Origin of the sequence: Paraburkholderia sp. BCC1884 (assembly GCF_900996225.1) — a bacterium.
Taxonomy (GTDB): domain Bacteria; phylum Pseudomonadota; class Gammaproteobacteria; order Burkholderiales; family Burkholderiaceae; genus Paraburkholderia.
On sequence record NZ_CAAJGL010000101.1, the window covers coordinates 150268 to 170358 of the forward strand.

Here is a 20091-nt window from a genome sequence, read left to right on the forward strand (position 1 = left end):
TTGTCTCGGCCAAGGTGGAGCGTATGCGTCAACAAAGGAGTAGCGATGTGCGCTTCGCGCAGCCGCTCTCATCTTCGATGAAAAGCTATCTGTCTGGATGGCTGATCACCGGCGTTGTACTTATCGTCGATATGGTCTGGCTCGGCTTGACCGATTACACCCTGAAACCCGGCAGCATGACTGCCGCGAGCGAAGGCGTGCTGGTCCTGCTGAGCATTGCTGCCCTGTTGCGGGGGCTAGGCTCGATTCCTCGCTACAAGACGATCACCGCGAAGTTTCGCTACGTGAACGTGTCGGACATCGCCGCCTGGTGTGCTGTGCTCGTGTGCTTCGTGCCGGCGATGTGCGTTCTGTCTTATCTCTGTGTGACAGTCGATGCGCCGCTGATCGAAAAGACGCTGATTCGCTTCGATCGCGCAGTCGGCTTCGATTGGATTAGCACGTATCGATGGGTTCACGCGCATCCGCATGTACAGCAATTTCTGGCGCTTGCCTACGAAAGTGGCCGGTGGCAACTGATTGCGCTCCCGCTCATTCTCGGTTTGTCGGGTAGGCGCGAGGCACTACCGGATTTTTTCTTTCTGATTGCGCTGGCGAGCGTTCTGCTTCTCGTGTTGTCGACGCCTTTTCCCGCATCGAGTGCCTTCGTCTATTTCAACGTCAACGACCCGAACACGGCGGCTACGGTGTCGGATTTTGCGGCGTTGCGTGAGGGCACCTTACGCGTGATCGATCTCGCGAACCCGCAGGGCCTGATTTCGATGCCGTCGTTTCATACGGCGCTGGCGGTTTTATTTACGTATTCGCTTCGGCATGTCCGCGGGCTTTTTGGCGTTGCAGTCGCGCTCAATGCCGCGATGATCGTGTCGACGCCGACGCAAGGCGGTCACTATTTGGCCGATGTGGTGGGGGGTGTGGTTCTCGCCGCCGTCACGATTCAGATATCGAAGGCGCGCTTCTATCGTCGACGAACCGACAATGTGCCGGGCATTCCGACGATTGGACGGGGTGTTCTGTAGTGCCCTCGGCCTGGCTCGACTTGGCTGAGGCGACAAAAGCAAAAAGGCCTGCTTGCGCAGGCCTTTTTGCTTTACTACAAGAATCTTTGGTAGGCCGTACGGGATTCGAACCTGTGACCAACGGATTAAAAGTCCGCTGCTCTACCAGCTGAGCTAACGACCCAAAAGAGAAGCGAAATTATAGCGATAGGTGCCGTAGGCTGTCAACCCATGGTGACAATCGGGCCTGTCGACACTGCAGATAGTGAAAAGCCCGGGTAGCGATACCCGGGCTTTCCAGCGAGAGGCGCGCGTGACTATGAAGTCGGACACTGCGCGTTACTGCCTACCAGCACTTACTTGATCTGCGAGAGCTTGCTCTGTGCCGACTGCGCGACGTCCGAGCCGCTGTATTGCGCAACGATCTGCTCGAGCGTCTTCTTGGCCGCAGCCTTCTGACCTTGCTCGAGTTGATTGTTGGCGATGGCCAGCAATGCCTCAGGCGCACGCGGATGCTGCGGGTAGTTCTTCACCACACCTTGCCAGGTTGCCGTCGAGCCCTTGTAGTCGCGCAGTGCATAAAGCGCGTTGCCGAGCCAGTATTGTGCGGTCGGCTGGTAAGGGCTGTTCGGAAACTTGGAGATGAAAGTGCGGAACGACGCCGCCGCATTCTTGAAGTCGCCACTGCGGAACTGCTGCGAAGCCGCGTTGAACGATTCGGTTTCGCCCGGCTGCACCTCACCCTGGACGCCGTCCACCGTCTGTTGCTGCGGCTCGAATTTCTTCAGGCGCGTATCCAGATCGGTGTAGTAGTCCTTCTGCTGCTTTTGCAGCGTGGTGAGCTGATTGCCCAGATCCTCGTTCTGTCCGCGCAACGTCGCAACCTGCTGATTCAACTGGTCGAGACGGTTGGACTGATCGAGAATCGTGCGCTGTGCGGCCGACAGTTGACTCGACAGACTATCGGTCTTCGTACGCAGATCGAGAATGGCCTGGCGGGCCTGATCGTCGTCGAAGATGCCCGCATGCGCAGGCACAGCCACGAAGGCCGTGCCTGCGACGCAGGCCGCTGCGGCGAACCGCAGCCAGGAGAAACGATGCGTCATTCGGCTCATCACCCGTTACTTACTGTTGGTACACGAGGTCGGCGCGGCGGTTTTGTGCCCACGACGCTTCGTCATGACCGTCAGCTTGCGGCTTTTCCTTGCCGAGGCTCACGGCTTCCATTTGCGAGTCCGTGACGCCCATCAGCGACAGCGAACGGCGCACAGCTTCAGCACGCTTCTGGCCGAGTGCCAGGTTGTATTCGCTCGTACCGCGTTCGTCGGTGTTGCCCTGGATCAGGACGTGACGTTGCGGGTGGCTCTTCAGGTATTGCGCGTGTTGTTGCAGCAGCGATTGGTAATCGTCCTTGACCGAGTAGCTGTCGAAGTCGAAGTAGACGCTGCGCTTGGCGAGCGGGCTGTTCGGATCGTTCAGCGGATCGACATTGACCTGTGCGACGTCGGTCGGGTTCGGTTGCGTCGAGACTGCACCGCCCTTGTTGGCGTTTTCGTCGAGCTTGACGCCCGAGTGACATGCGGCCAGCGCACCGACCATCAATACGGCAAAAGCGAAACGAAGTTTGGACATCATTTGGTTACTCTCCTTGTGTTATTGCATCAACGTTATTGCATAAACGGGCCCCAGGATGGCTCGCGTACGCTGCCACCCTGAACGGACAGGACCTGCCGAGTGCGACCGTCGGTCGATACTGCGGCCAACACGCCACGGCCGTTCACCTGTGTGGCGTAAAGAATGTACTGACCGTTCGCCGCGAAGCTCGGCGATTCGTCATGTGTCGTGTCCGTCAGGCCTGTGGCAGTGTTGCCTTGCAGGTCCTGGATATAGAGCTTGAACCCTCCACCGACGCGCGAGATATAGGCGAGTTGCTTGCCATCGGGGCTCACGCGGGGGCTGGTGTTGTAGCTGCCCGTGAATGTAACGCGTTGTGCGGCGCCGGCGTTTTCGCCTTGGGCCGACATCTTGTAGATCTGCGGTTGGCCGCCACGGTCGCTGGTGAAATAGATCGACTGGCCGTCCGGCGAGAAGGCCGGTTCGGTGTCGATCGAGCTTCCCTGAGTGAGGCGGCGCAGGCCGCTGCCATCGGCATTGACGGCGAAGATCTGCGTGTTGCCGGTGCGCGAGAGCGCGATGGCGAGCGTGCGGCCATCCGGCGACCAGGCCGGCGCACTGTTATTACCCTTCTGGTCCGATACGACCACGCGACGGCCCGTAGGCAGATCGTGGATATAGACGATCGGCTTCTTCTTTTCAAACGAAACGTAAGCGACCTTGGTGCCGTCAGGCGACCATGCCGGCGAGATGATCGGCTCGGGGCTCGACAACGCGATGTGCGCGTCCTGGCCATCCGAATCGGAAATCTGCAATTGATAGCGCCCACCCGTCTTGATGACGTACGACAGACGCGTGGCGAACACGCCGCGGCCGCCCATCAGCTTGCCATAGATGTAGTCGGCAACCTTGTGTGCGCTCATGCGCAAGCCGCTTTCCGGGCTCACCAGCACGAGGCCGCCGAGGCTTTCGCCCTTGACGGTGTCGTACAGCTTGAAGCGCACTTCGTACTGGCCGTTCGGCAGGCGGTTCACACTGCCCGACACGAATGCATTGGCGCCCTTGGCCTTCCAACTGCCGAGGTCGACCGAATCCGTCTCCGACACCGGCGTCGCGCCCGCGTCGATATTCGTGAATTTGCCGCTGCGTTGCAGATCCTGACGCACGATCGTGCTGACCTGCTGCGGCGAGTTCGCTTCATTGGCGAAATTCGCCGTTGCGATCGGAAACTGGGTGGACCCGACGCCTGTCACGAGGACGTTGAGTTGTGCGTGGGCGGCGCCGCCGACGGCGATCAGGCACGACGCTACAAGTGTCCGCAGGCCTAGCTTGGTCATCAAACTCATGCTGTATGGATTCCCCAAAAACGTTTTACCAACACTTCACGACAGCAGACAGACCCGAAAAGCATTAATTCGTTCCCGAGTGCGCGACGCTGAGCGGAGCGTCGTGTCTACTGTCAACTGACTGTCAAATTGCTGAACTCAACCTGCCGGACGAAGCGTAATCAGGAAATTCGTCGGCGTCTTGCCATTGATGTCCTGAGGCATCGGATTGGTCAGATCGACCGCCCGCTTTGCGGCGTCGTCCCACGCCGAGTTGCCGCTGCTGCGCGAGATCGAAGAATCCAGCAATGTCCCTGTAGGCGAGCAACGAACGGAAATCACGGTCACCAGACCAGCCGTGTCGCCAGACCATGACACATGCGGGAGAACCGCGCGGCGTACTTTGTCCGCGTAACCCGGCGATGCTGCATTGCCGCCCGAGCCGCTACCCGTACCGCTCTTGCCGAGGCCGTCGGTCGAACCCGTACCACCGGCCGTGCCTTGCATCATCTGCGCGACCCGTGCGCGGCGTTCAGCATCTGCCTTCTTCGCCTGCGCCGCAGCGTCCGCCTGAGCCTTCGCTTTTGCCGCTTTCTGCGCGTCCGCCTTCTTCTGCGCTTCGGCCGCGTCGGCCTGCTTCTGCTGTTCCTGCTGCTGTTCTTTCAACTGTTGCTGCTTCTGCTGATCAGCCAGTTGCTGTTGCTTGAGCTTGTCAGCCTGCTGTTGCTGCTGCTGTTTCTGCTTCGCGGCGGCGGCTTTTTGAGCGGCCAGTTGTGCGGCCTGATCGGCGGCCAACTGTTGCTGGCGTTTCGCCTCGGCTTCCTGCTGAGCCTGCAGCTTCTGCTGGCGTTGCTGTTCAGCCAGTTGCGCCTGACGCGCCGCTTCCTGTTGCTGCCGCTTCTTTTCCTGCAACGCGATGTCAGCCTGTTCGTCCGGCAGCGGCGGGGCAGGGGCGACCGGTGCGGGCGGCGGCGGCACGGGACGCGGGATCGCCGCATCCGGCACCTCGGTCCACAACTCGGCTTCCGCGCCTTCGGGCGTACTGTTTTGCCACTGGATGCCGTGATACAGGAAGAACCCGAGCAGCGCGTGCATCACCAGCGCGAACGCAAAGGCTCGCCCGGTGCCGCGTTCACGCGGTGGCTGGAGCGGGTATTCGGGATTCTTGCGGATCATTGCGATTTGACGAGCAATCCAACGCGTTTGACGCCGCGAGCTTTCAGCTCGGACATCACGTTCATCACGACTTCGTACTTGACGGTTTTATCCGCGGCGATCACGACGGGCTGATCCGGATGCGACTGCGCGCGCTCGGCGATGAAGCCGTTCAGGTCGGCCTTCGTCATGTCTTCCTGTTGCTGTGCGCCGGCATCGTCCTTGTACTTGACGCTCATGTTGCCGTCTGCACGAATGTTCACGATGACGGGCGGTGTTTGCTGCTGCGGCGCGGCGCCACCGACGGTCGGCAGATTGACGATCGACGGGGCGACGAGCGGCGCCGTCACCATGAAGATCACGAGCAGCACGAGCATCACGTCGATGTACGGCACGACGTTGATGTCGGCCATCGCGCGTCGCTGACGGGAGCCGCGCATGCTGGATGTACGAGAGCCTGCCATCGTGGACTCCTTACTGTGCCTGGCGCTGCAGGATGTTCGAGAATTCTTCGATGAAGGTCTCGAAGCGGATCGCCAGACGGTCGATGTCGTGCGCGTAGCGGTTGTAAGCGACCACGGCCGGAATCGCGGCGAACAGGCCGATTGCCGTAGCCGTCAGCGCTTCCGCAATACCCGGCGCGACGTTCGCCAGCGTAGCTTGCTGAACGTTCGCGAGACCGCGGAACGCGTTCATGATCCCCCACACCGTGCCGAACAGACCGATATACGGGCTGACCGAGCCGACCGACGCGAGAAACGCCAGATTGGCCTCGAGCACGTCCATTTCACGCTGGAATGCGGCACGCATGGCGCGGCGGGCGCCGTCGAGAATCGCACCCGGATCGTTCAGGCGTTTTTCCTTGCCTTTCAGGAATTCGCGCATCCCGGACTCGAAAATCCGCTCCAGGGCGCCGATCGTGTGGCGATTGTTCGCGGCGCTCTGATAAAGCGCCTGCAGGTCGCCGCCCGACCAGAAATCGCGTTCGAAGCGCTCAGTTTGCGCGCGCGCCCGGCGGATCGCAAACCACTTGCGGAAGATGAAAGTCCACGACAGCAGCGACAACAGCAGCAGCAGAGCCATGACGGCCTGCGCCAGCAGGCTCGCGTTGAGTACTAGAGAAACGATCGACAGATCTTGTGTAGTGTTCATAAAGGTTCGTTTTAACGTCCCGGAAGGGGGCGTCCGGCTGCAAGGTCACTCGAAGCTTGCCGTGAGCAAAACGGAAGCATCGGCGATATTGCAAGCCGAACCATGCTTTGTGTTGCTTGATCGATGCGAGTTCACTGGCCCCGTAACAACGGAGCTCAGTTGTTATTCGTTGACACGCCATCGTCTTTGACGCCCGGCCCACGCCGCAAAGCGGCGAGAACCGGCGGAGGAATCGCGGCTGGCCGAAGCGCGACGCGATCGACGCAGCCGACCCGGATGGAACCGGTAGCAAGCAGCGTGCCGTCCCGCCAGGCTTCCTGCGCGAAGTCCACCGACGCCCGCCCGAGCCGCTCGATCCGGCTGACCACCTGGACGACGTCGTCAAGCCGGGCCGGCGCCCGATAGTCGACTGCGGTGCTGCGCACGATAAAAATTGCGCCGGTTTCGTCTGCCAGCCGGTTCTGGTCGACGCCGCACGCGCGCAGCCATTCGGTGCGCGCCCGTTCGAAAAATTTCAGGTAATTCGCGTAAAACACGATGCCGCCGGCGTCGGTATCTTCGTAATACACGCGAATGGGCCACGTGTAGCCTATTTCCGCGCCGGGCTGGCTGGTCGACATATTCATGCGGCGCATTTTACCGGAACGCACACACCCAGGTCTGTTTCAAGATGTGTGCGCCGCCTGGCGGGCTTCAGCCGCGATGAATGGTCAATCCGGCGAAGGTTTGAGCCACCGGCATGAGCTCGATCGTGTTGATGTTGACGTGCGCAGGCCGCGTGGCGATCCAGTAGATCGAATCGGCGATGTCTTCGGCGGTCAGCGGTTCCACGTTTTCGTAGACCTTGCCGGCTTTTTCGTCATCGCCGCGAAAACGCACGTTCGAGAACTCGGTGCCTCCGCACAGCCCCGGTTCGATATCGGTGACGCGTAGCGCGGTGCCGGCGAGATCCGCTCGCAGGTTCAGGCTGAACTGGCGCACGAATGCCTTGGTGGCGCCGTAGACGTTGCCGCCGGCGTAAGGCCAGCGGCCGGCTACTGAGCCGAGATTGAAAACGTGGCCACGATTGCGTTCCACCATGCCCGGCAGGAGCGCGTGGGTTACTTGCACGAGGCCCGTGCAGTTGGTCTCGATCATCGTGGTCCATTCGTCGAGACTGGCCTTCTGGGCCGGTTCGACGCCGAGGGCGAGACCGGCGTTGTTGACCAGCACGTCGATGGCCGCGAATTCGGGCGGCAGTGCGGCGGGCACCGCTTCGACGGCGGCGCGATCGCGCACGTCGAGTTCGAACGGCAGAAGCGCGTCGCCGAGTTCGTCGGCGAGCTCCTGCAGGCGATCTTTACGGCGAGCGGTGGCGACGACACGGTGGCCGCCCTTGACGAAGGCGCGGGCGATAGCGGCGCCAAATCCTGCGGACGCTCCGGTGACGAACACGATCATTGCAGTTCCCTGGTCGGTGAGAGAGAAAGGCCCCAAGCCTACTTCCATTGCGGCGCTGCGGCAAGGTTGCACCAGCCGGATGAGTTCCTGTGGCAGGGCTGCGCAGCGGCTTACACAGTAACTTGCAAACCGGCTTTCTTCCGATGTTTGTGCACCGCGTGCAAGCGTGCGGGATTCGGCCCCGCAAGCGCTCCGCCCAGCGCCGGCGGGCTGGTTGCCTATTCGACCCTCTTCCAATAAACTAACGCGCTCATCCCCGCGTGACTGGCGATAGAACCGATTCAACCAATCGGGTTCAAGGTGGAACAACCCACCGTGAAGCGCGGGGTGCCGTTTTGCCGTTCGCCTGGGCAGCCGTGATCCGCGCGCATTGATCTGCGCTGACGGTGGCTGTCCTGCCTCGCGTGTGCGGCGACTCTCCATCCGCCACGTCAGGGCTGGCCCAGCCGCCAGCAGCGCTGCGTACCCTCTACGCAAGATTCGGCACACGATCCGGTCAACCTGAACACATTCAACGGAATCCGTATGTTTGACAGAGCCCAAAGCACCATCGCCAACGTCGATCCTGAACTCTGGAAAGTCATCGAGCAGGAAAACCGCCGTCAGGAAGAGCACATCGAACTGATCGCGTCGGAAAACTACACGAGCCCGGCCGTCATGGCTGCGCAAGGCTCGCAACTCACCAACAAGTACGCCGAAGGGTATCCCGGCAAGCGCTATTACGGCGGCTGCGAATACGTCGATATCGTTGAGCAACTCGCGATCGATCGTGTGAAGCAGCTGTTCGGCGCCGAAGCCGCCAACGTGCAGCCGAACTCCGGGTCGCAGGCGAACCAGGGCGTGTTCTTCGCCATGCTCAAGCCGGGCGACACGATCATGGGCATGAGTCTCGCGCACGGCGGTCACCTCACGCACGGTTCGCCGGTCAACATGTCGGGCAAGTGGTTCAACGTGGTGAGCTACGGCCTGAACGAAGCCGAAGACATCGACTACGAAGCTGCCGAGAAGCTCGCGCAGGAACACAAGCCGAAGCTGATCGTGGCGGGTGCTTCGGCGTTCGCGCTGCGCATCGATTTCGAGCGCCTGTCGAAGATCGCCAAATCGGTCGGCGCGTATTTCATGGTCGACATGGCTCACTACGCCGGCCTGATCGCGGCGGGTGTGTATCCGAATCCGGTGCCGTTCGCCGACTTCGTCACCACGACCACGCACAAGAGCCTGCGCGGCCCGCGTGGTGGCGTGATCCTGATGAAGGCCGAGTTCGAGAAGCAGATCAACTCGGCGATCTTCCCGGGCATTCAGGGTGGTCCGTTGATGCACGTGATCGCCGGTAAGGCGGTGGCGTTCAAGGAAGCGCTGGCGCCGGAATTCAAGACCTATCAGCAGCAGGTCGTCGACAACGCACGCGTGCTGGCTGAAACGCTGGTCAAGCGCGGTCTGCGTATCGTCTCCGGCCGCACTGAAAGCCACGTGATGCTGGTCGATCTGCGCGCGAAGAAGATCACCGGCAAGGCAGCGGAAGCGGCCCTCGGCGCGGCGCACATCACGGTCAACAAGAACGCGATCCCGAATGACCCGGAAAAGCCGTTCGTGACGAGCGGAGTGCGTCTGGGTTCGCCAGCCATGACCACGCGTGGTTTCGGTGTCAAGGAAGCGGAGCAGGTGGGTAACCTGATCGCCGACGTGCTGGACAATCCGGAAGACGCCGCCACGATCGAACGTGTGCGCGGCCAGGTTGCCGAGCTGACCCAACGCTTCCCGGTTTACCGCTAAGCCGCCATGCACTGCCCTTTCTGCCGTCACGCCGATACGCAGGTTGTCGACTCGCGCGTATCCGAAGACGGCGCAACGATTCGCCGGCGCCGCCGTTGCCCGGCCTGCGACAAACGTTTCACGACGTATGAGCGGGTCGAGCTGGCGTTGCCGTCGGTCGTCAAGAAAGATGGCAGCCGCACGGAATTCGACCGCCGCAAGATCGTCGCGAGCATGCAACTGGCGCTGCGCAAGCGCCCGGTCGCAGCAGACGCGATCGACGCGGCCGTTGCCCGCATCGAGTACCAGTTGCTCGGCAGCGGCGAGCGCGAGGTGCGCAGTGAGCGTCTCGGCGAACTCGTGATGAACGAGTTGCGTGCGCTCGACACGATCGCCTACGTGCGCTTTGCTTCTGTCTACAGGCGCTTCGAGGACGTCTCCGAATTCGAAGACGTGATCGAAGAATTCCGTCGCGCCTCGTCGCCTCCCAAGCCTCCTCGCAAACGCTGAGCGCACTCGCGCCTCGCGGTGCGCCTCAGCCGTTTTCTCCCGCGTTCTTTCACGCATCCGTATCTCCCCGTTTCCGTAATGTAATGAATGGTCGCGTGCATTTTTGCGCGGGATAACGCCTGAATGCCACCTGGCCATTCGGCCGATTGTTGCGCCCTCGGTGAATCGATACATTGGCGGCGTGTTCGAAACGATCAGGGATGCAGATGAAATACCTTGGACTCTGTCCGCCGCCGCGTCGCGGCTTCACGCTCATCGAGGCGCTGGCTGTCGTCGCGTTGCTCGCGGTGATGACGGTGATGGTGGCGCCCACCTTTGTCGCGTGGCGGGTGCGGGACGCGGTCGACGCGCGCGCCAGGGCGCTTATCGAGTCGCTCGCCTATGCGCGCAGCGAAGCCTTGCGCCGCGGTTCGCGCATTACCGTTTGCCGTATCGACGCGGCCCGGCATTGTCTTGCCGCAGGGCAGCCGTGCGGCAATGGCATCGTGGACTGGGCTTGCGGCTGGGGCGTGTTCGCTGAACGGAATGGCGCTCTCTCGCTGCTGCGCGCTCAGCCGCTGCTTGCCTCGGTCAGCATCGCCGGAGCGCAAACCAATCTCACATTTACGCCGCCCGCCGGGCAGTTGATCGGCACGTTCCGTAGTTTCGATATTGCTCCGCGTGTCACCTCCAAAGCGGTGCAGGGAGATAAATGGCGACGCTGTATCCGGATCGCGGCGGGTGGTCGCTCGCGGATCGTCGACGGCGCGTGCGGGGCCACGTCATGAGGCGGCGTTCACGGGAACGGCGTTCATGCCACCACGCGTTGAAGTGCTGCGGCAGCTCGCTGATCGAGGTCATGCTGGCCGTTGCATTGATGTCGGTGACTACGTTTGGCCTCATCGCCGGCCAGTTGTGGACGGCGCGCGAAGCCCGCGCCATGTCGCTGCGTGAGCACGCCGCGTGGCTCGCGGATTCTGTCGCGGAGGCGGCGAGCGCGTCGACCTCGGGCGATGCAGCGATGGGCCAGTTGAACGCGCGTGCGGCGGCGCTGCTGCCACATGGTCAGGCCGTGCTCAGCGAGAGCGGTGGCGTGTCCGTCGCGCGAGTCATGTGGCTCGCTCCGCTTGATCTGCCGCGCACCGGCGACGTCATCGACAAGCCGGAACCGTGTGGTGGGGTGGATGCGCCAGCCGGCTCGTCATGTGTCGCGTTGGCATTCGCAAGATGAGGCGGCTTTCCTCTCCTTTGCACGGCCATACGCTGCTCGAGTTCGTGATCGCAATGGCGCTCGGACTGTTGGTGACAGCGGCCGTCGTGTCGCTGTATTCGGCCCAACGCATTGCATTCGACCACGCGAGCGACGCGACGCGCATCCGGGAGGCGGGTTTGACCGCGCTCACGTTGATCGGTCAGCAGTTGCAAATGGCGGGCTTCGTGCCAGCGGACGTCGCACGCTATGACGCCGCACCGCCGTTATTCGGCTGCTCGGGCGGACGCCCAACAGGTGCCGACGACGCCGCGGCATGCGAGACGTTGACGGGGCGCTCCGACGGCGTGGCTGTCCGCTACGTCGGGGACAACGTTTCGACGTGGCCGTCGGCCGCTGGCCAGACCACCGACTGTCTCGGGCAAGCGGTCACCAGCAGCAACGCGGCGCTGGGTGACCGGGGTGTGCCGATCGTCAACCGTTACTTTGCCAAGGCGAGTGGCTCGACCGGCGAGCCGGAGCTTTATTGCGAAGGCAATGGCAAGACAGGATCGGCTCAACCGCTGGTCGAGGGCGTGGAGCGCCTCCGGGTCAAGTACTGGCTGGCGGGCAGGCTCGAGGCGATCGACGCATCCGTGCTCACGGCCGATCAGTGGACGAAAGTCGTGGCCGTGGATCTTTGCGTACTCGTACGCGGCGCACCGCAAGGGCGACATGTGCGCTACGTCGATTGCGACGGCGTCGCGAGTGTCGGCGCTGATGCTCGGCCGCGTCAAGCGTTCTGGCGACGAGTGGCGCTTCGCAATCAGGGGGAGGACGCGCTATGACAAGGCTGCACAGCAGGGCGGTGCGTCGCCGTGTTTCCGTGAGACTGGCGCTACGCAGCAATCGTCATCGCGGCACGATCTTGCCGATCGTCCTCCTTATCTCAGCGATGATGCTCGCCACCTCCGCCGCCTGGTTCGAAACAACGCTTACGGCGGCACGGAGCACCACCAATGTGGGCGACTACCTGCAGGCCTTCCATGCCGCGGACTCTGCGTTGAACCTGTGTGTACGGAACGTCATTGCGTCGATCGGCGACGGGGCGACGTCGCTATCGCCGTCACTGCCGGTCGCCGCGACTGAACCGGCGCAATGGAAAACCGAAGCGGGCTTCGAGGCGAACGCCATCGCGCCCATTGCTCAATGGCCGGGATCGCTGCGCCCACCACAATGTCTGATCGAGGCATGGCGCCTCGCCACTCGCGCCGACGCGCAAGCCTATCTGCTGACCTCGCGTGGCTTTGGCCGAAGCAGGGACTCGCAAGTATGGTTGCAGTTGGAACTGGTGATCGACGGCGAGAAGATCGAGCGTCACTGGCGACGTGTGGCCGCGAGGCCATTTTGATGGAGGCTCCATGACCAGGCGGTCGGCATACGCATTCACGCTGCTTGAACTGGTGATCGCGCTGGCGATCGCCGCGACGCTGGCGGTCTTCGCCATCCCGACGTATCGCAGCCATATTGCCCGAACGCATCGAATCGATGCGTCGGCGGCACTCTACAGGGCCGCACAGTTTGTCGAAGCCGCAACGAGCGATGCTCCCGCCACGCTGCCACCGGGCCTCGATCAGGCGCCGCAATTCGGCACGCCGGTCTATCGATTGCAGGTGCTACCAGCGGACGAAACGAATGGAGGTTATTCGCTTGAAGCCGTGCCCGGCGAAACCAGTCCGATGCGCAATGATCCGTGCGGTGTCTTTACGCTCGATGCGACAGGGCAGCGAGGTAACCGAAACGGGACGAACAGTGGAATGCCGGCAAGCGGCGAATGCTGGAACACGCCTTAGCCCGAGCGCCGCCGTTTGCAACGCCCCTTAGCCCGAGCACCGCATCGCCGCAATCAATACCCGCTATCGGTCGACTCGCTCGTCGCACCAGTCGACATTGCGCGATCGCGCTTCATCTGCTGCCAGATTCGGTACGCTTCCCAAGCGGTCAGTCCAATGCCGCCCCACTTGAGTGCGGGCTTTGCACTGGCGACGACAGTTTCGCGCAACGGCTTGGCGAGCACGAGCGAGGCGATCGAGCTGATAAGCGGATATTGCTTGAGCAGCGCACCGATGCTGCCGGCATTGAGCACGCTTGCCTTGGAGCCGCTGCCCATGCGCATGCCGCCGAAGCCCGGCACGAAGAACTTGAGCCAGCTGAAGTGGGTCACAGCCTGGCGCAACTCGATGGTCGCCTGAGCAAGTTCGAGGCGCTCGACATCCGCGCGAACCAGCAGCAGTTCCTTGCGCAGGGCTCGCAAATGCGGCGCGCTCAAATCTTTAGCCTGGTGGCGCTTGTTACGAAACGCGGTATCGGAATGGGTCTGGCTCATGGCGTGTCGGCGGCAGTTGAAAGGGAGCGGGGGTTACGGCTTGCGAAACACGTCGCGATCTTTTTCGAACTCCGCGATGGTCGCTTCGAACACCATGGGCGCATTGCGCAAGCCGCTGCGAGCTTTCAGCGCGCAAGCCAGTCCCGCAATGGCGTACACGGCGGTGATGGTGGCCAGCGCCTGCCATCGGTAGGTGTCCCAGAAGGCGATGGCGATCAGCGCCGTCAACGCTATCAATGCCATGGTGGCGAGCATCATCGCGGCGAGGCCCAGAAATAGAACCGCGAGCAGTCGGTCTTTTTCTTCGGCGAGTTCGATGCCGACCAGTTCAAGCCGCGTCTGCAGGATGGCAAACACGGAGCCGATAATGCGGCGCAACGGACTATGTTCTCCGCGCTGCGATTGTGTGTCGATCGTCATAGCTGTGGACGTTGCGCGTAAATGCCTAACCGGCGGCGCGAGCGCGCGCCAAGAGGAGCGGGCCAGCCAGTCACGCACCGGTCCGCTCGATTCGCTGATGCGCCGGACGCAGTCGCGTCCGGCGTTCTCAACAGCGTTACTTGCGATTGATCAACAGGCCCAGCAGCACGCCGGCGCCTGCAGCAATGCCGATGGAAGCCCACGGATGCTCATGCACGTAGTCGTCGGTCGCGCGAGCAGCTTTCTTGCCCTTCTCGACCACCACGACCTGCACGTCAGCCGCTTTTTCCCTGGCCTGCTTCAGGCGCGTGAGCGCCGTTTCACGCAGTTCCGAAGCGCGCTCGCCCGTGGCGCTCGCGGCTTGTTTCAGCAGATCTTCAGCGTCCGCGAGGACGGTTTTGATATCCGACATCAATCTCTCCTTGTTGACTTCCGACATTTGACAGCTCCCTTTCTTTTCACGTCACGCGTGAATCGTAACTAAAGAAACGGTCGCTGGCGAGCGCAGTGCCCGGTTGAGTCGAATCGACGCACGAACCGTTCCCGGCTGAAGCAAAGCCCAGAAATGCTTCCTCCTGCGGAACCTTACAGGCAAAGTTTGCCTAAGATGGAGTTGATCTGTCCCGCAAAGTTTCCACTATAGCGGTGAAAATTACAAAAACGCATAACGGTGTGACGCGATGTTCGTTCGCCGCAGGCGCCTGCTCCCGTATACTTTAGTTTTGCCGGGGCTGCGGGCGATCAACCGCACTAAAAGTCCGAACACTTCAAGGAGATGGTTATGAGTCTACGTCTTGGCGATATTGCGCCGGATTTCGAGCAGGAATCGAGTGTCGGTCGAATCAAGTTCCATGAGTGGCTGGGCGATAGCTGGGGCGTGCTGTTCTCGCACCCCGCCGATTTCACGCCGGTCTGCACGACCGAGCTCGGCCTGACCGCCAAACTGGCTAGCGAATTCGAAAAACGCAACGTGAAGACCATCGCGTTGTCGGTCGACAGCGCCGAATCGCACAAGGAATGGATCAAGGACATCAACGAGACTCAGGCGGCCAGCGTCGGCTTCCCGATCCTCGCCGACGGCGACCGCAAAGTGGCCGAGCTGTACGACATGATCCATCCGAATGCCAACGAAACCCTCACGGTTCGTTCGCTTTTCGTGATCGACCCGAAGAAGAAGGTGCGCTTGATCATCACGTATCCGGCCAGCACCGGCCGCAACTTCGACGAAGTCCTGCGCGTGATCGATTCGCTGCAACTCACCGACAACTACTCGGTGGCGACGCCGGGCAACTGGAAGCAGGGCGATGACGTGGTGATCGTCCCGTCGCTGAAAGACGAGGAAGTCATCAAGCAGAAATTCCCGAAGGGCTACAAGGCATTGCGCCCGTACCTTCGCCTGACACCGCAGCCGAACAAGTAAGCAGGGCGGCACGCGGTAAAACAAAAGGCCGGTTCATGACGAACCGGCCTTTTGTTCCTGATGAGCCCGACTCCGCCAGCCTCGACGGAATCGGCGCATCGCAACAGCACGACGCCAACGGCTGCGTCAGAAAAACGCCTGAATGCCCGTTTGCGCGCGCCCGAGAATCAGCGCGTGAATGTCGTGCGTGCCTTCATAGGTGTTCACCACTTCCAGGTTCACCAGATGCCGGGCGATGCCGAACTCGTCCGAGATGCCGTTGCCGCCGAGCATGTCGCGTGCGAGCCGCGCAATGTCCAACGCCTTGCCGCACGAGTTGCGCTTCATGATCGAGGTGATTTCCACGGCTGCAGTGCCTTCGTCCTTCATGCGGCCGAGGCGTAGCACGCCTTGCAGACCAAGCGTGATTTCCGTCTGCATATCAGCGAGTTTCTTCTGGATCAACTGGTTCGCCGCGAGCGGCCGGCCGAACTGCTTGCGATCCAGCACATACTGGCGGGCGGTATGCCAGCACGCTTCGGCCGCACCGAGCGCGCCCCAGGCGATGCCGTAGCGCGCCGAATTCAGACACGTGAACGGGCCACGCAAACCGCTGACTTCCGGGAAGCGGTTTTCTTCCGGCACGAACACTTCGTCCATCACGACTTCGCCGGTGATCGAGGCGCGCAGGCCCACCTTGCTATGGATGGTCGGCGCCGACAGGCCCTTCCAGCCCTTCTCGAGAATGAAGCCGCGAATCGAATCCTTGCCGTTTTCCTCGAGCTTGGCCCACACGACGAACACATCCGCGATCGGCGAATTGGTGATCCACATTTTCGAGCCCGACAGCGAGTAGCCGCCGTCCACTTTCTTTGCGCGCGTGACCATGCTGCCCGGATCGGAACCGTGATTCGGCTCGGTCAGGCCGAAGCAGCCGATCCATTCGCCGGTGGCAAGCTTGGGCAAGTATTTCTGTTTCTGCGCTTCGGAGCCGAATTCGTAGATCGGCACCATGACGAGCGACGACTGTACCGACATCATCGACCGATAGCCGGAGTCGACGCGCTCCACTTCGCGCGCGATCAAACCGTATGCCACGTAGTTCAGACCGGGGCCGCCGTACTGTTCGGGGATGGTCGGGCCGAGCAGGCCGAGCTCGCCCATTTCGCGGAAGATCTCGATGTCGGTCTTCTCATGGCGAAACGCTTCGAGCACGCGCGGCTGCAGCTTGTCCTGCGAGTAAGCCGCGGCGGCGTCGCGCACCATGCGCTCGTCTTCGGTGAGCTGCTGATCCAGCAGCAACGGATCTTCCCAGTGGAACTGCGCGGCTTCGGCCATGACCTATCTCCTGATTCTTTGCTTGACGAACAACTTGTCCATGCTTGACTTAAGTTCCGCTATGCGAAACAATGTTTTGCAAACCACGTCCGAGTGTACCATCCCATGAGTCCTGCATCTACTCTCTCCGAACCACTCGATGAGCGCAAATTCGTCGTCGCGCTCGCGCGCGGACTGGATCTGCTGCGCGCATTCAAGCCGGGCGAAACGATGCTCGGCAATCGCGATTTCGTCGAACGCACGGGCTTGCCCAAGGCAACGGTGAACCGTCTCGCCTACACGCTGACGGTGCTGGGCTATCTGCGGCTCGACGAAACACTGGGCAAATATGCGCTCGACGCAGGCGTGCTGTCGCTCGGCTTCGCGCTGCTTTCGGGCACCGACACGCTCGAACTGGCCCGTCCGCACATGCGCACGTTTGCGCGCGAGGTGGGCGCGGCGGTCTCGCTAGGTTGCCGCGACGGCCTCGACATGATTTATCTGGAGACGATCCGCAGCGAAACCGCATTGACGCTGGGCCTCGCATCCGGCTCAAAACTGTCCATGCTGACGAGTTCGATGGGCCGCGCGTATCTCGCGGTCGAAACGGCCGAGGTGCGCGCTGCCTTGCTGGTCGAACTGAAAAAGTCGGCGGGAAAAGAAGGCGCGGCGCTGGTCGCCGACGCCGAAAAGGAAATCGGGGCCTTCGCGACAGAGCGCTGCTGCTACTCGTTCCGCGCGTGGCACGACGACGTGAATGCGGTCGCCGTGCCGTTTCGCGAACCGCGCGAGGGGCGTTGGCTGGTGCTCAGTTGCAGCGGGCCGGCCTCGTCGATGGGCGAAGAGGTGTTTCGTGAGACCGTGGCGCCGCGCTTGAAGGCGCTGGCGCGAAGGCTGGGCGACACGGGCTGAAAGAGCGCCGCAAGCCGCGCGCGTCTATCGATCACTCAGCGGATCACTCAGCGCAATCCCCAGGCAAAAACTCAAACCGCCCGATCGTGATAATGCGCATTGAAAAGCGGCCCTTGCACGAAGCGCACGTCGTATTGCTGCAGTGCTTCGAACTGCGCTTCATCCAGCACGCGATTGAAGATCAGCGGAATCTTGAGACGGCCCGCGTAACCCACCAGGGGTTTCACGGTCGCATCGCGCAATGCGATGCCCGCATCCATCTTGATGAAGTCGAGCCGCGCGGTCTCCGACACCGACAGAATCTGCCCGGCATTGGACAGATTGCCCGCCACCTTGAACCCATAGCGCTGATAGCTCTTGGTCAGATAGCCGAGAAAGGTCTTGTGTGCGACTGCGGCCGCCGGCAACTCGATCACCACCCGTGACGGGTTCAATCCGAACGACACCAGCACGGTCGAAAAATGCCGTCCATGGTCGTACTTCACGCTCTTGAGCAGCCGTTCGTGCACGCGCAGAAAGAGCAGCCCATGCCGCTGCGCACCGAAGAAATTGATTGCATGCAGCGCTCGCGACATGCGGTCGAGCGCGACCAGATTCTGGTCGTCGGCAATCCGGTCGAATGGATCGAACACTTCGAAAGGCGCGGCTTCGAGCAGATGCGTGACGGCCTGAAAACCGAGTTCGTCGCCGAAACGATCGACGCCCTCGGCGCCCGAGGAAAGCGACTGCGCCAGCGCATGCACGCTGATATCGAAGATCGGCTCGTAGGCGCTGGCGAGTTCGAGTCCGTCGAACCGCGCTACTGCGACGTCGTGATGCACGCCTTGTCCCATCGCCAGATGCTCGCCGAGAAACGGGTGATCGGCGGCGCGGGCGATGAGGTCGGGAATGGTCGGCGGAATCATGTAGGCGATGGAATGACGATAGATGCGCGCTTGGCGCCCGGCAAGGTTGCCGCATCCATTGATGGTAGCAGTCCCTATCACGATCACATGAACAAAATGCTCATAACGTTATCGGCCGAACGCTACTACCGGCGGGCCGCCGGGAGATTCGCAGCGGCGCTTCAGGGTATACGTTAATTTCACTATACGTAATTCGTTTTACCATACGTAACTTGCGCCGAGCTGGCGCCCTCAACAATCCAGTCCTGTCAGGATGAGGAGACACCCCCATGAGCGCCACCCCGGCTCCGGCCGCCGCTAATGTGATCGAAGTCGAGCGCGTGCTCGGCGAGACGCATCACCCGGCATTCCAGATCTTGCTGCTCGCGCTCTGCGGGCTGTGCCTCATGATCGATGGCTTCGACGCCCAAGCCATGGGTTATGTCGCGCCGAGCGTGATCGGCGAATGGCATGTGTCGAAGACGGCGCTCGGGCCGGTATTCAGCGCGAGCCTGTTCGGCATGCTGCTGGGCGCGCTCGGGTTGTCGGTGCTGGCCGACCGGGTGGGCCGTCGTCCGGTGCTGATCGGCGCGACCTTCTTCTTCGCGCTGTCGATGCTGGCCACGCCGTTCGTGTCGACGATCCCCACGTTGATCGCGTTGCGTTTCATCACCGGACTGGGGCTCGGCTGCATCATGCCGAATGCGATGGCGCTTGTCGGCGAGTTCTCGAGCCCCGCGCATCGGGTGAAGCGCATGATGCTGGTGTCGTGTGGCTTCACGCTCGGTGCGGCGCTCGGCGGCTTCGTCAGCGCCGCGCTGATTCCGGCCTACGGTTGGCGCGCGGTGTTCTGGGTGGGCGGCGCGGTGCCGCTCGTGCTCGCCTTCGCGATGCTCGCGGCCTTGCCGGAGTCGTTGCAGTTTCTCGTGCTGAAGGGGCGCAGCGAGCGGGCCTTGCAGTGGCTCGCGAAGTTCGATCCCGCGCTGCCGATCGATGCCGGCACTCGCCTCGTCGTGCGCGAGAAAGGCAATGGCGGCGCGCCGGTCGCTGAGTTGTTCCGCGCGGGTCGCGGTCCCGTCACCCTGATTTTGTGGGCGATCAGCTTCATGAACCTGATCGATCTGTACTTTCTGTCGAACTGGCTGCCGACGGTCATGCGCGATGCGGGCTATTCGCCGTCCACGGCGGTGATCGTCGGCACGGTGCTGCAAACGGGCGGCGTAGTTGGGACCTTGCTGCTTGGCTGGTTCATCGAACGCTTTGGGTTTGTGCGGGTGCTGTTCGTGTGTTTCGTGGGCGCGGCGCTGGCGGTCGGTACCATCGGCACGGTGGCGCATGCGTTGCCGTGGCTGCTGATCGTGGTGTTCGCGGGCGGTTTCTGCGTGGTCGGCGGACAACCGGCGGTCAACGCATTGGCCGGCCATTTTTATCCGACCACGCTGCGCTCGACCGGTATTGGCTGGAGTCTCGGCATCGGACGGATCGGTTCCGTGATTGGACCGCTGGTCGGCGGTCAACTGATCGCGCTGAACTGGTCGAACGCGTCGCTGTTTCACGCGGCCGCCGTGCCGGTGCTGTGCTCCGCGTTGCTGGTGATCGCGCTCGCCGCCGCGACGCGCCAACGCGGCCGCCCGTCCGAGCCGCAAACGGCCTGATTGA

The 20091-nt window shown here is 62.1% G+C and carries 24 protein-coding genes, 1 tRNA gene and 1 riboswitch; of the genes, 11 read left to right on the plus strand and 14 right to left on the minus strand.

Annotated elements, in window-relative coordinates; all coding sequences use genetic code 11:
* The first annotated feature begins 23 nt into the window (after window positions 1-23).
* Window positions 24-1019 carry a phosphatase PAP2 family protein gene (locus tag FQ705_RS23070; RefSeq protein WP_144144641.1) on the plus strand — a complete coding sequence of 332 codons (996 nt, stop codon included), beginning with the start codon at window positions 24-26 and terminating at the stop codon, window positions 1017-1019.
* Between the two features lie 87 nt (window positions 1020-1106).
* Here FQ705_RS23070 and FQ705_RS23075 read toward each other — a convergent pair.
* The 9 genes from FQ705_RS23075 to ydfG form a co-directional block, all read right to left on the minus strand.
* Window positions 1107-1182 (minus strand) — tRNA-Lys (locus FQ705_RS23075).
* 172 nt (window positions 1183-1354) lie between these two features.
* Window positions 1355-2104: a tol-pal system protein YbgF gene (gene ybgF / locus FQ705_RS23080; protein ID WP_144145766.1), complete on the minus strand. Its 750-nt coding sequence runs from the start codon at window positions 2102-2104 to the stop codon at window positions 1355-1357.
* A 19-nt stretch (window positions 2105-2123) separates the two neighbouring features.
* Window positions 2124-2633, minus strand: a complete 510-nt coding sequence (gene pal / locus FQ705_RS23085) for a peptidoglycan-associated lipoprotein Pal (RefSeq protein WP_144144643.1) — start codon at window positions 2631-2633, stop codon at window positions 2124-2126.
* A 32-nt stretch (window positions 2634-2665) separates the two neighbouring features.
* Window positions 2666-3958 carry a Tol-Pal system beta propeller repeat protein TolB gene (tolB, locus tag FQ705_RS23090; RefSeq protein WP_144144645.1) on the minus strand — a complete coding sequence of 431 codons (1293 nt, stop codon included), beginning with the start codon at window positions 3956-3958 and terminating at the stop codon, window positions 2666-2668.
* 138 nt (window positions 3959-4096) lie between these two features.
* Window positions 4097-5113: a cell envelope integrity protein TolA gene (tolA, locus tag FQ705_RS23095; RefSeq protein ID WP_144144647.1), complete on the minus strand. Its 1017-nt coding sequence runs from the start codon at window positions 5111-5113 to the stop codon at window positions 4097-4099.
* Window positions 5110-5556: a protein TolR gene (gene tolR, locus FQ705_RS23100; protein ID WP_144144649.1), complete on the minus strand. Its 447-nt coding sequence runs from the start codon at window positions 5554-5556 to the stop codon at window positions 5110-5112. Before tolR ends, tolA begins: the two co-directional genes overlap by 4 nt.
* Before the next feature lie 10 nt (window positions 5557-5566).
* Window positions 5567-6244 carry a protein TolQ gene (gene tolQ / locus FQ705_RS23105; protein ID WP_007179119.1) on the minus strand — a complete coding sequence of 226 codons (678 nt, stop codon included), beginning with the start codon at window positions 6242-6244 and terminating at the stop codon, window positions 5567-5569.
* A 155-nt stretch (window positions 6245-6399) separates the two neighbouring features.
* On the minus strand, window positions 6400-6879 hold the full coding sequence (ybgC, locus tag FQ705_RS23110; protein WP_144145768.1) for a tol-pal system-associated acyl-CoA thioesterase: 480 nt from the start codon (window positions 6877-6879) through the stop codon (window positions 6400-6402).
* 58 nt (window positions 6880-6937) lie between these two features.
* Window positions 6938-7684: a bifunctional NADP-dependent 3-hydroxy acid dehydrogenase/3-hydroxypropionate dehydrogenase YdfG gene (ydfG, locus tag FQ705_RS23115; RefSeq protein WP_144145770.1), complete on the minus strand. Its 747-nt coding sequence runs from the start codon at window positions 7682-7684 to the stop codon at window positions 6938-6940.
* A gap of 250 nt (window positions 7685-7934) precedes the next feature.
* A riboswitch (ZMP/ZTP riboswitch) is annotated at window positions 7935-8043 on the plus strand.
* A gap of 166 nt (window positions 8044-8209) precedes the next feature.
* Here ydfG and glyA point away from each other — a divergent pair.
* The 7 genes from glyA to FQ705_RS23155 all read left to right on the plus strand — a co-directional run bounded on the left by glyA (window position 8210) and on the right by FQ705_RS23155 (window position 12967).
* On the plus strand, window positions 8210-9457 hold the full coding sequence (gene glyA, locus FQ705_RS23125) for a serine hydroxymethyltransferase (protein ID WP_144144651.1): 1248 nt from the start codon (window positions 8210-8212) through the stop codon (window positions 9455-9457).
* 6 nt (window positions 9458-9463) lie between these two features.
* Window positions 9464-9946, plus strand: a complete 483-nt coding sequence (nrdR, locus tag FQ705_RS23130) for a transcriptional regulator NrdR (RefSeq protein ID WP_091796645.1) — start codon at window positions 9464-9466, stop codon at window positions 9944-9946.
* 200 nt (window positions 9947-10146) lie between these two features.
* On the plus strand, window positions 10147-10713 hold the full coding sequence (locus FQ705_RS23135) for a GspH/FimT family pseudopilin (protein WP_144144653.1): 567 nt from the start codon (window positions 10147-10149) through the stop codon (window positions 10711-10713).
* Entirely contained in the window at window positions 10710-11156 is a 447-nt protein-coding gene (locus FQ705_RS23140) for a hypothetical protein (RefSeq protein ID WP_144144655.1), read from the plus strand. Before FQ705_RS23135 ends, FQ705_RS23140 begins: the two co-directional genes overlap by 4 nt.
* Window positions 11153-11962 (plus strand): PilW family protein, encoded by an 810-nt coding sequence (locus FQ705_RS23145; protein ID WP_144144657.1) that lies wholly within the window; start codon window positions 11153-11155, stop codon window positions 11960-11962. Before FQ705_RS23140 ends, FQ705_RS23145 begins: the two co-directional genes overlap by 4 nt.
* Complete coding sequence (locus tag FQ705_RS23150) at window positions 11959-12525, plus strand: hypothetical protein (RefSeq protein WP_409934732.1); 567 nt, start codon at window positions 11959-11961, stop codon at window positions 12523-12525. The genes FQ705_RS23145 and FQ705_RS23150 overlap by 4 nt, the downstream gene beginning before the upstream one ends.
* 10 nt (window positions 12526-12535) lie before the next feature.
* Window positions 12536-12967: a type IV pilin protein gene (locus tag FQ705_RS23155; protein WP_144144659.1), complete on the plus strand. Its 432-nt coding sequence runs from the start codon at window positions 12536-12538 to the stop codon at window positions 12965-12967.
* Window positions 12968-13020: 53 nt separating this feature from the next.
* On the opposite strand, the gene FQ705_RS23160 is transcribed toward FQ705_RS23155, so the two are convergent.
* The 3 genes from FQ705_RS23160 to FQ705_RS23170 form a co-directional block, all read right to left on the minus strand.
* Entirely contained in the window at window positions 13021-13500 is a 480-nt protein-coding gene (locus FQ705_RS23160; protein WP_144144661.1) for a DUF3318 domain-containing protein, read from the minus strand.
* Between the two features lie 33 nt (window positions 13501-13533).
* A complete protein-coding gene (locus tag FQ705_RS23165; RefSeq protein ID WP_144144663.1) occupies window positions 13534-13920 on the minus strand; it encodes a phage holin family protein in 387 nt (128 codons plus the stop codon).
* A 136-nt stretch (window positions 13921-14056) separates the two neighbouring features.
* Window positions 14057-14359 (minus strand): YqjD family protein, encoded by a 303-nt coding sequence (locus FQ705_RS23170; protein WP_091796641.1) that lies wholly within the window; start codon window positions 14357-14359, stop codon window positions 14057-14059.
* Window positions 14360-14701: 342 nt separating this feature from the next.
* Here FQ705_RS23170 and FQ705_RS23175 point away from each other — a divergent pair, with 342 nt between their 5' ends.
* Window positions 14702-15340 (plus strand): peroxiredoxin, encoded by a 639-nt coding sequence (locus tag FQ705_RS23175; protein WP_144144665.1) that lies wholly within the window; start codon window positions 14702-14704, stop codon window positions 15338-15340.
* Window positions 15341-15466: 126 nt separating this feature from the next.
* Here FQ705_RS23175 and FQ705_RS23180 read toward each other — a convergent pair whose 3' ends face one another.
* Window positions 15467-16657, minus strand: coding sequence for an acyl-CoA dehydrogenase (locus FQ705_RS23180; RefSeq protein WP_144144667.1), 1191 nt, complete (start codon window positions 16655-16657; stop codon window positions 15467-15469).
* 105 nt (window positions 16658-16762) lie between these two features.
* Between FQ705_RS23180 and FQ705_RS23185 the strand changes: the two genes are divergently transcribed.
* Entirely contained in the window at window positions 16763-17548 is a 786-nt protein-coding gene (locus tag FQ705_RS23185; RefSeq protein ID WP_144144669.1) for an IclR family transcriptional regulator, read from the plus strand.
* A gap of 71 nt (window positions 17549-17619) precedes the next feature.
* Here the strand turns inward: FQ705_RS23185 and FQ705_RS23190 are convergent, their stop codons facing one another.
* Entirely contained in the window at window positions 17620-18453 is an 834-nt protein-coding gene (locus FQ705_RS23190; protein ID WP_144144671.1) for an EAL domain-containing protein, read from the minus strand.
* A 269-nt stretch (window positions 18454-18722) separates the two neighbouring features.
* Between FQ705_RS23190 and FQ705_RS23195 the strand changes: the two genes are divergently transcribed.
* Complete coding sequence (locus tag FQ705_RS23195; RefSeq protein ID WP_144144673.1) at window positions 18723-20087, plus strand: MFS transporter; 1365 nt, start codon at window positions 18723-18725, stop codon at window positions 20085-20087.
* The last annotated feature ends 4 nt before the right edge of the window (window positions 20088-20091 follow it).

Coding starts and splice junctions, on each gene's coding strand:
- FQ705_RS23195 (WP_144144673.1), top strand. CDS start 18,723: ATGAGCGCCACCCCGGCTCCGGCCGCCGCTAATGTGATCGAAGTCGAG.
- tolB (WP_144144645.1), bottom strand. CDS start 3,958: ATGAGTTTGATGACCAAGCTAGGCCTGCGGACACTTGTAGCGTCGTGC.
- nrdR (WP_091796645.1), top strand. CDS start 9,464: ATGCACTGCCCTTTCTGCCGTCACGCCGATACGCAGGTTGTCGACTCG.
- FQ705_RS23150 (WP_409934732.1), top strand. CDS start 11,959: ATGACAAGGCTGCACAGCAGGGCGGTGCGTCGCCGTGTTTCCGTGAGA.
- tolQ (WP_007179119.1), bottom strand. CDS start 6,244: ATGAACACTACACAAGATCTGTCGATCGTTTCTCTAGTACTCAACGCG.
- FQ705_RS23160 (WP_144144661.1), bottom strand. CDS start 13,500: ATGAGCCAGACCCATTCCGATACCGCGTTTCGTAACAAGCGCCACCAG.
- tolR (WP_144144649.1), bottom strand. CDS start 5,556: ATGGCAGGCTCTCGTACATCCAGCATGCGCGGCTCCCGTCAGCGACGC.
- pal (WP_144144643.1), bottom strand. CDS start 2,633: ATGATGTCCAAACTTCGTTTCGCTTTTGCCGTATTGATGGTCGGTGCG.
- tolA (WP_144144647.1), bottom strand. CDS start 5,113: ATGATCCGCAAGAATCCCGAATACCCGCTCCAGCCACCGCGTGAACGC.
- FQ705_RS23180 (WP_144144667.1), bottom strand. CDS start 16,657: ATGGCCGAAGCCGCGCAGTTCCACTGGGAAGATCCGTTGCTGCTGGAT.
- FQ705_RS23155 (WP_144144659.1), top strand. CDS start 12,536: ATGACCAGGCGGTCGGCATACGCATTCACGCTGCTTGAACTGGTGATC.
- FQ705_RS23140 (WP_144144655.1), top strand. CDS start 10,710: ATGAGGCGGCGTTCACGGGAACGGCGTTCATGCCACCACGCGTTGAAG.
- FQ705_RS23190 (WP_144144671.1), bottom strand. CDS start 18,453: ATGATTCCGCCGACCATTCCCGACCTCATCGCCCGCGCCGCCGATCAC.
- FQ705_RS23170 (WP_091796641.1), bottom strand. CDS start 14,359: ATGTCGGAAGTCAACAAGGAGAGATTGATGTCGGATATCAAAACCGTC.
- ybgC (WP_144145768.1), bottom strand. CDS start 6,879: ATGCGCCGCATGAATATGTCGACCAGCCAGCCCGGCGCGGAAATAGGC.
- glyA (WP_144144651.1), top strand. CDS start 8,210: ATGTTTGACAGAGCCCAAAGCACCATCGCCAACGTCGATCCTGAACTC.
- FQ705_RS23070 (WP_144144641.1), top strand. CDS start 24: ATGCGTCAACAAAGGAGTAGCGATGTGCGCTTCGCGCAGCCGCTCTCA.
- FQ705_RS23175 (WP_144144665.1), top strand. CDS start 14,702: ATGAGTCTACGTCTTGGCGATATTGCGCCGGATTTCGAGCAGGAATCG.
- FQ705_RS23185 (WP_144144669.1), top strand. CDS start 16,763: ATGAGTCCTGCATCTACTCTCTCCGAACCACTCGATGAGCGCAAATTC.
- ydfG (WP_144145770.1), bottom strand. CDS start 7,684: ATGATCGTGTTCGTCACCGGAGCGTCCGCAGGATTTGGCGCCGCTATC.
- FQ705_RS23165 (WP_144144663.1), bottom strand. CDS start 13,920: ATGACGATCGACACACAATCGCAGCGCGGAGAACATAGTCCGTTGCGC.
- FQ705_RS23135 (WP_144144653.1), top strand. CDS start 10,147: ATGCAGATGAAATACCTTGGACTCTGTCCGCCGCCGCGTCGCGGCTTC.
- ybgF (WP_144145766.1), bottom strand. CDS start 2,104: ATGACGCATCGTTTCTCCTGGCTGCGGTTCGCCGCAGCGGCCTGCGTC.
- FQ705_RS23145 (WP_144144657.1), top strand. CDS start 11,153: ATGAGGCGGCTTTCCTCTCCTTTGCACGGCCATACGCTGCTCGAGTTC.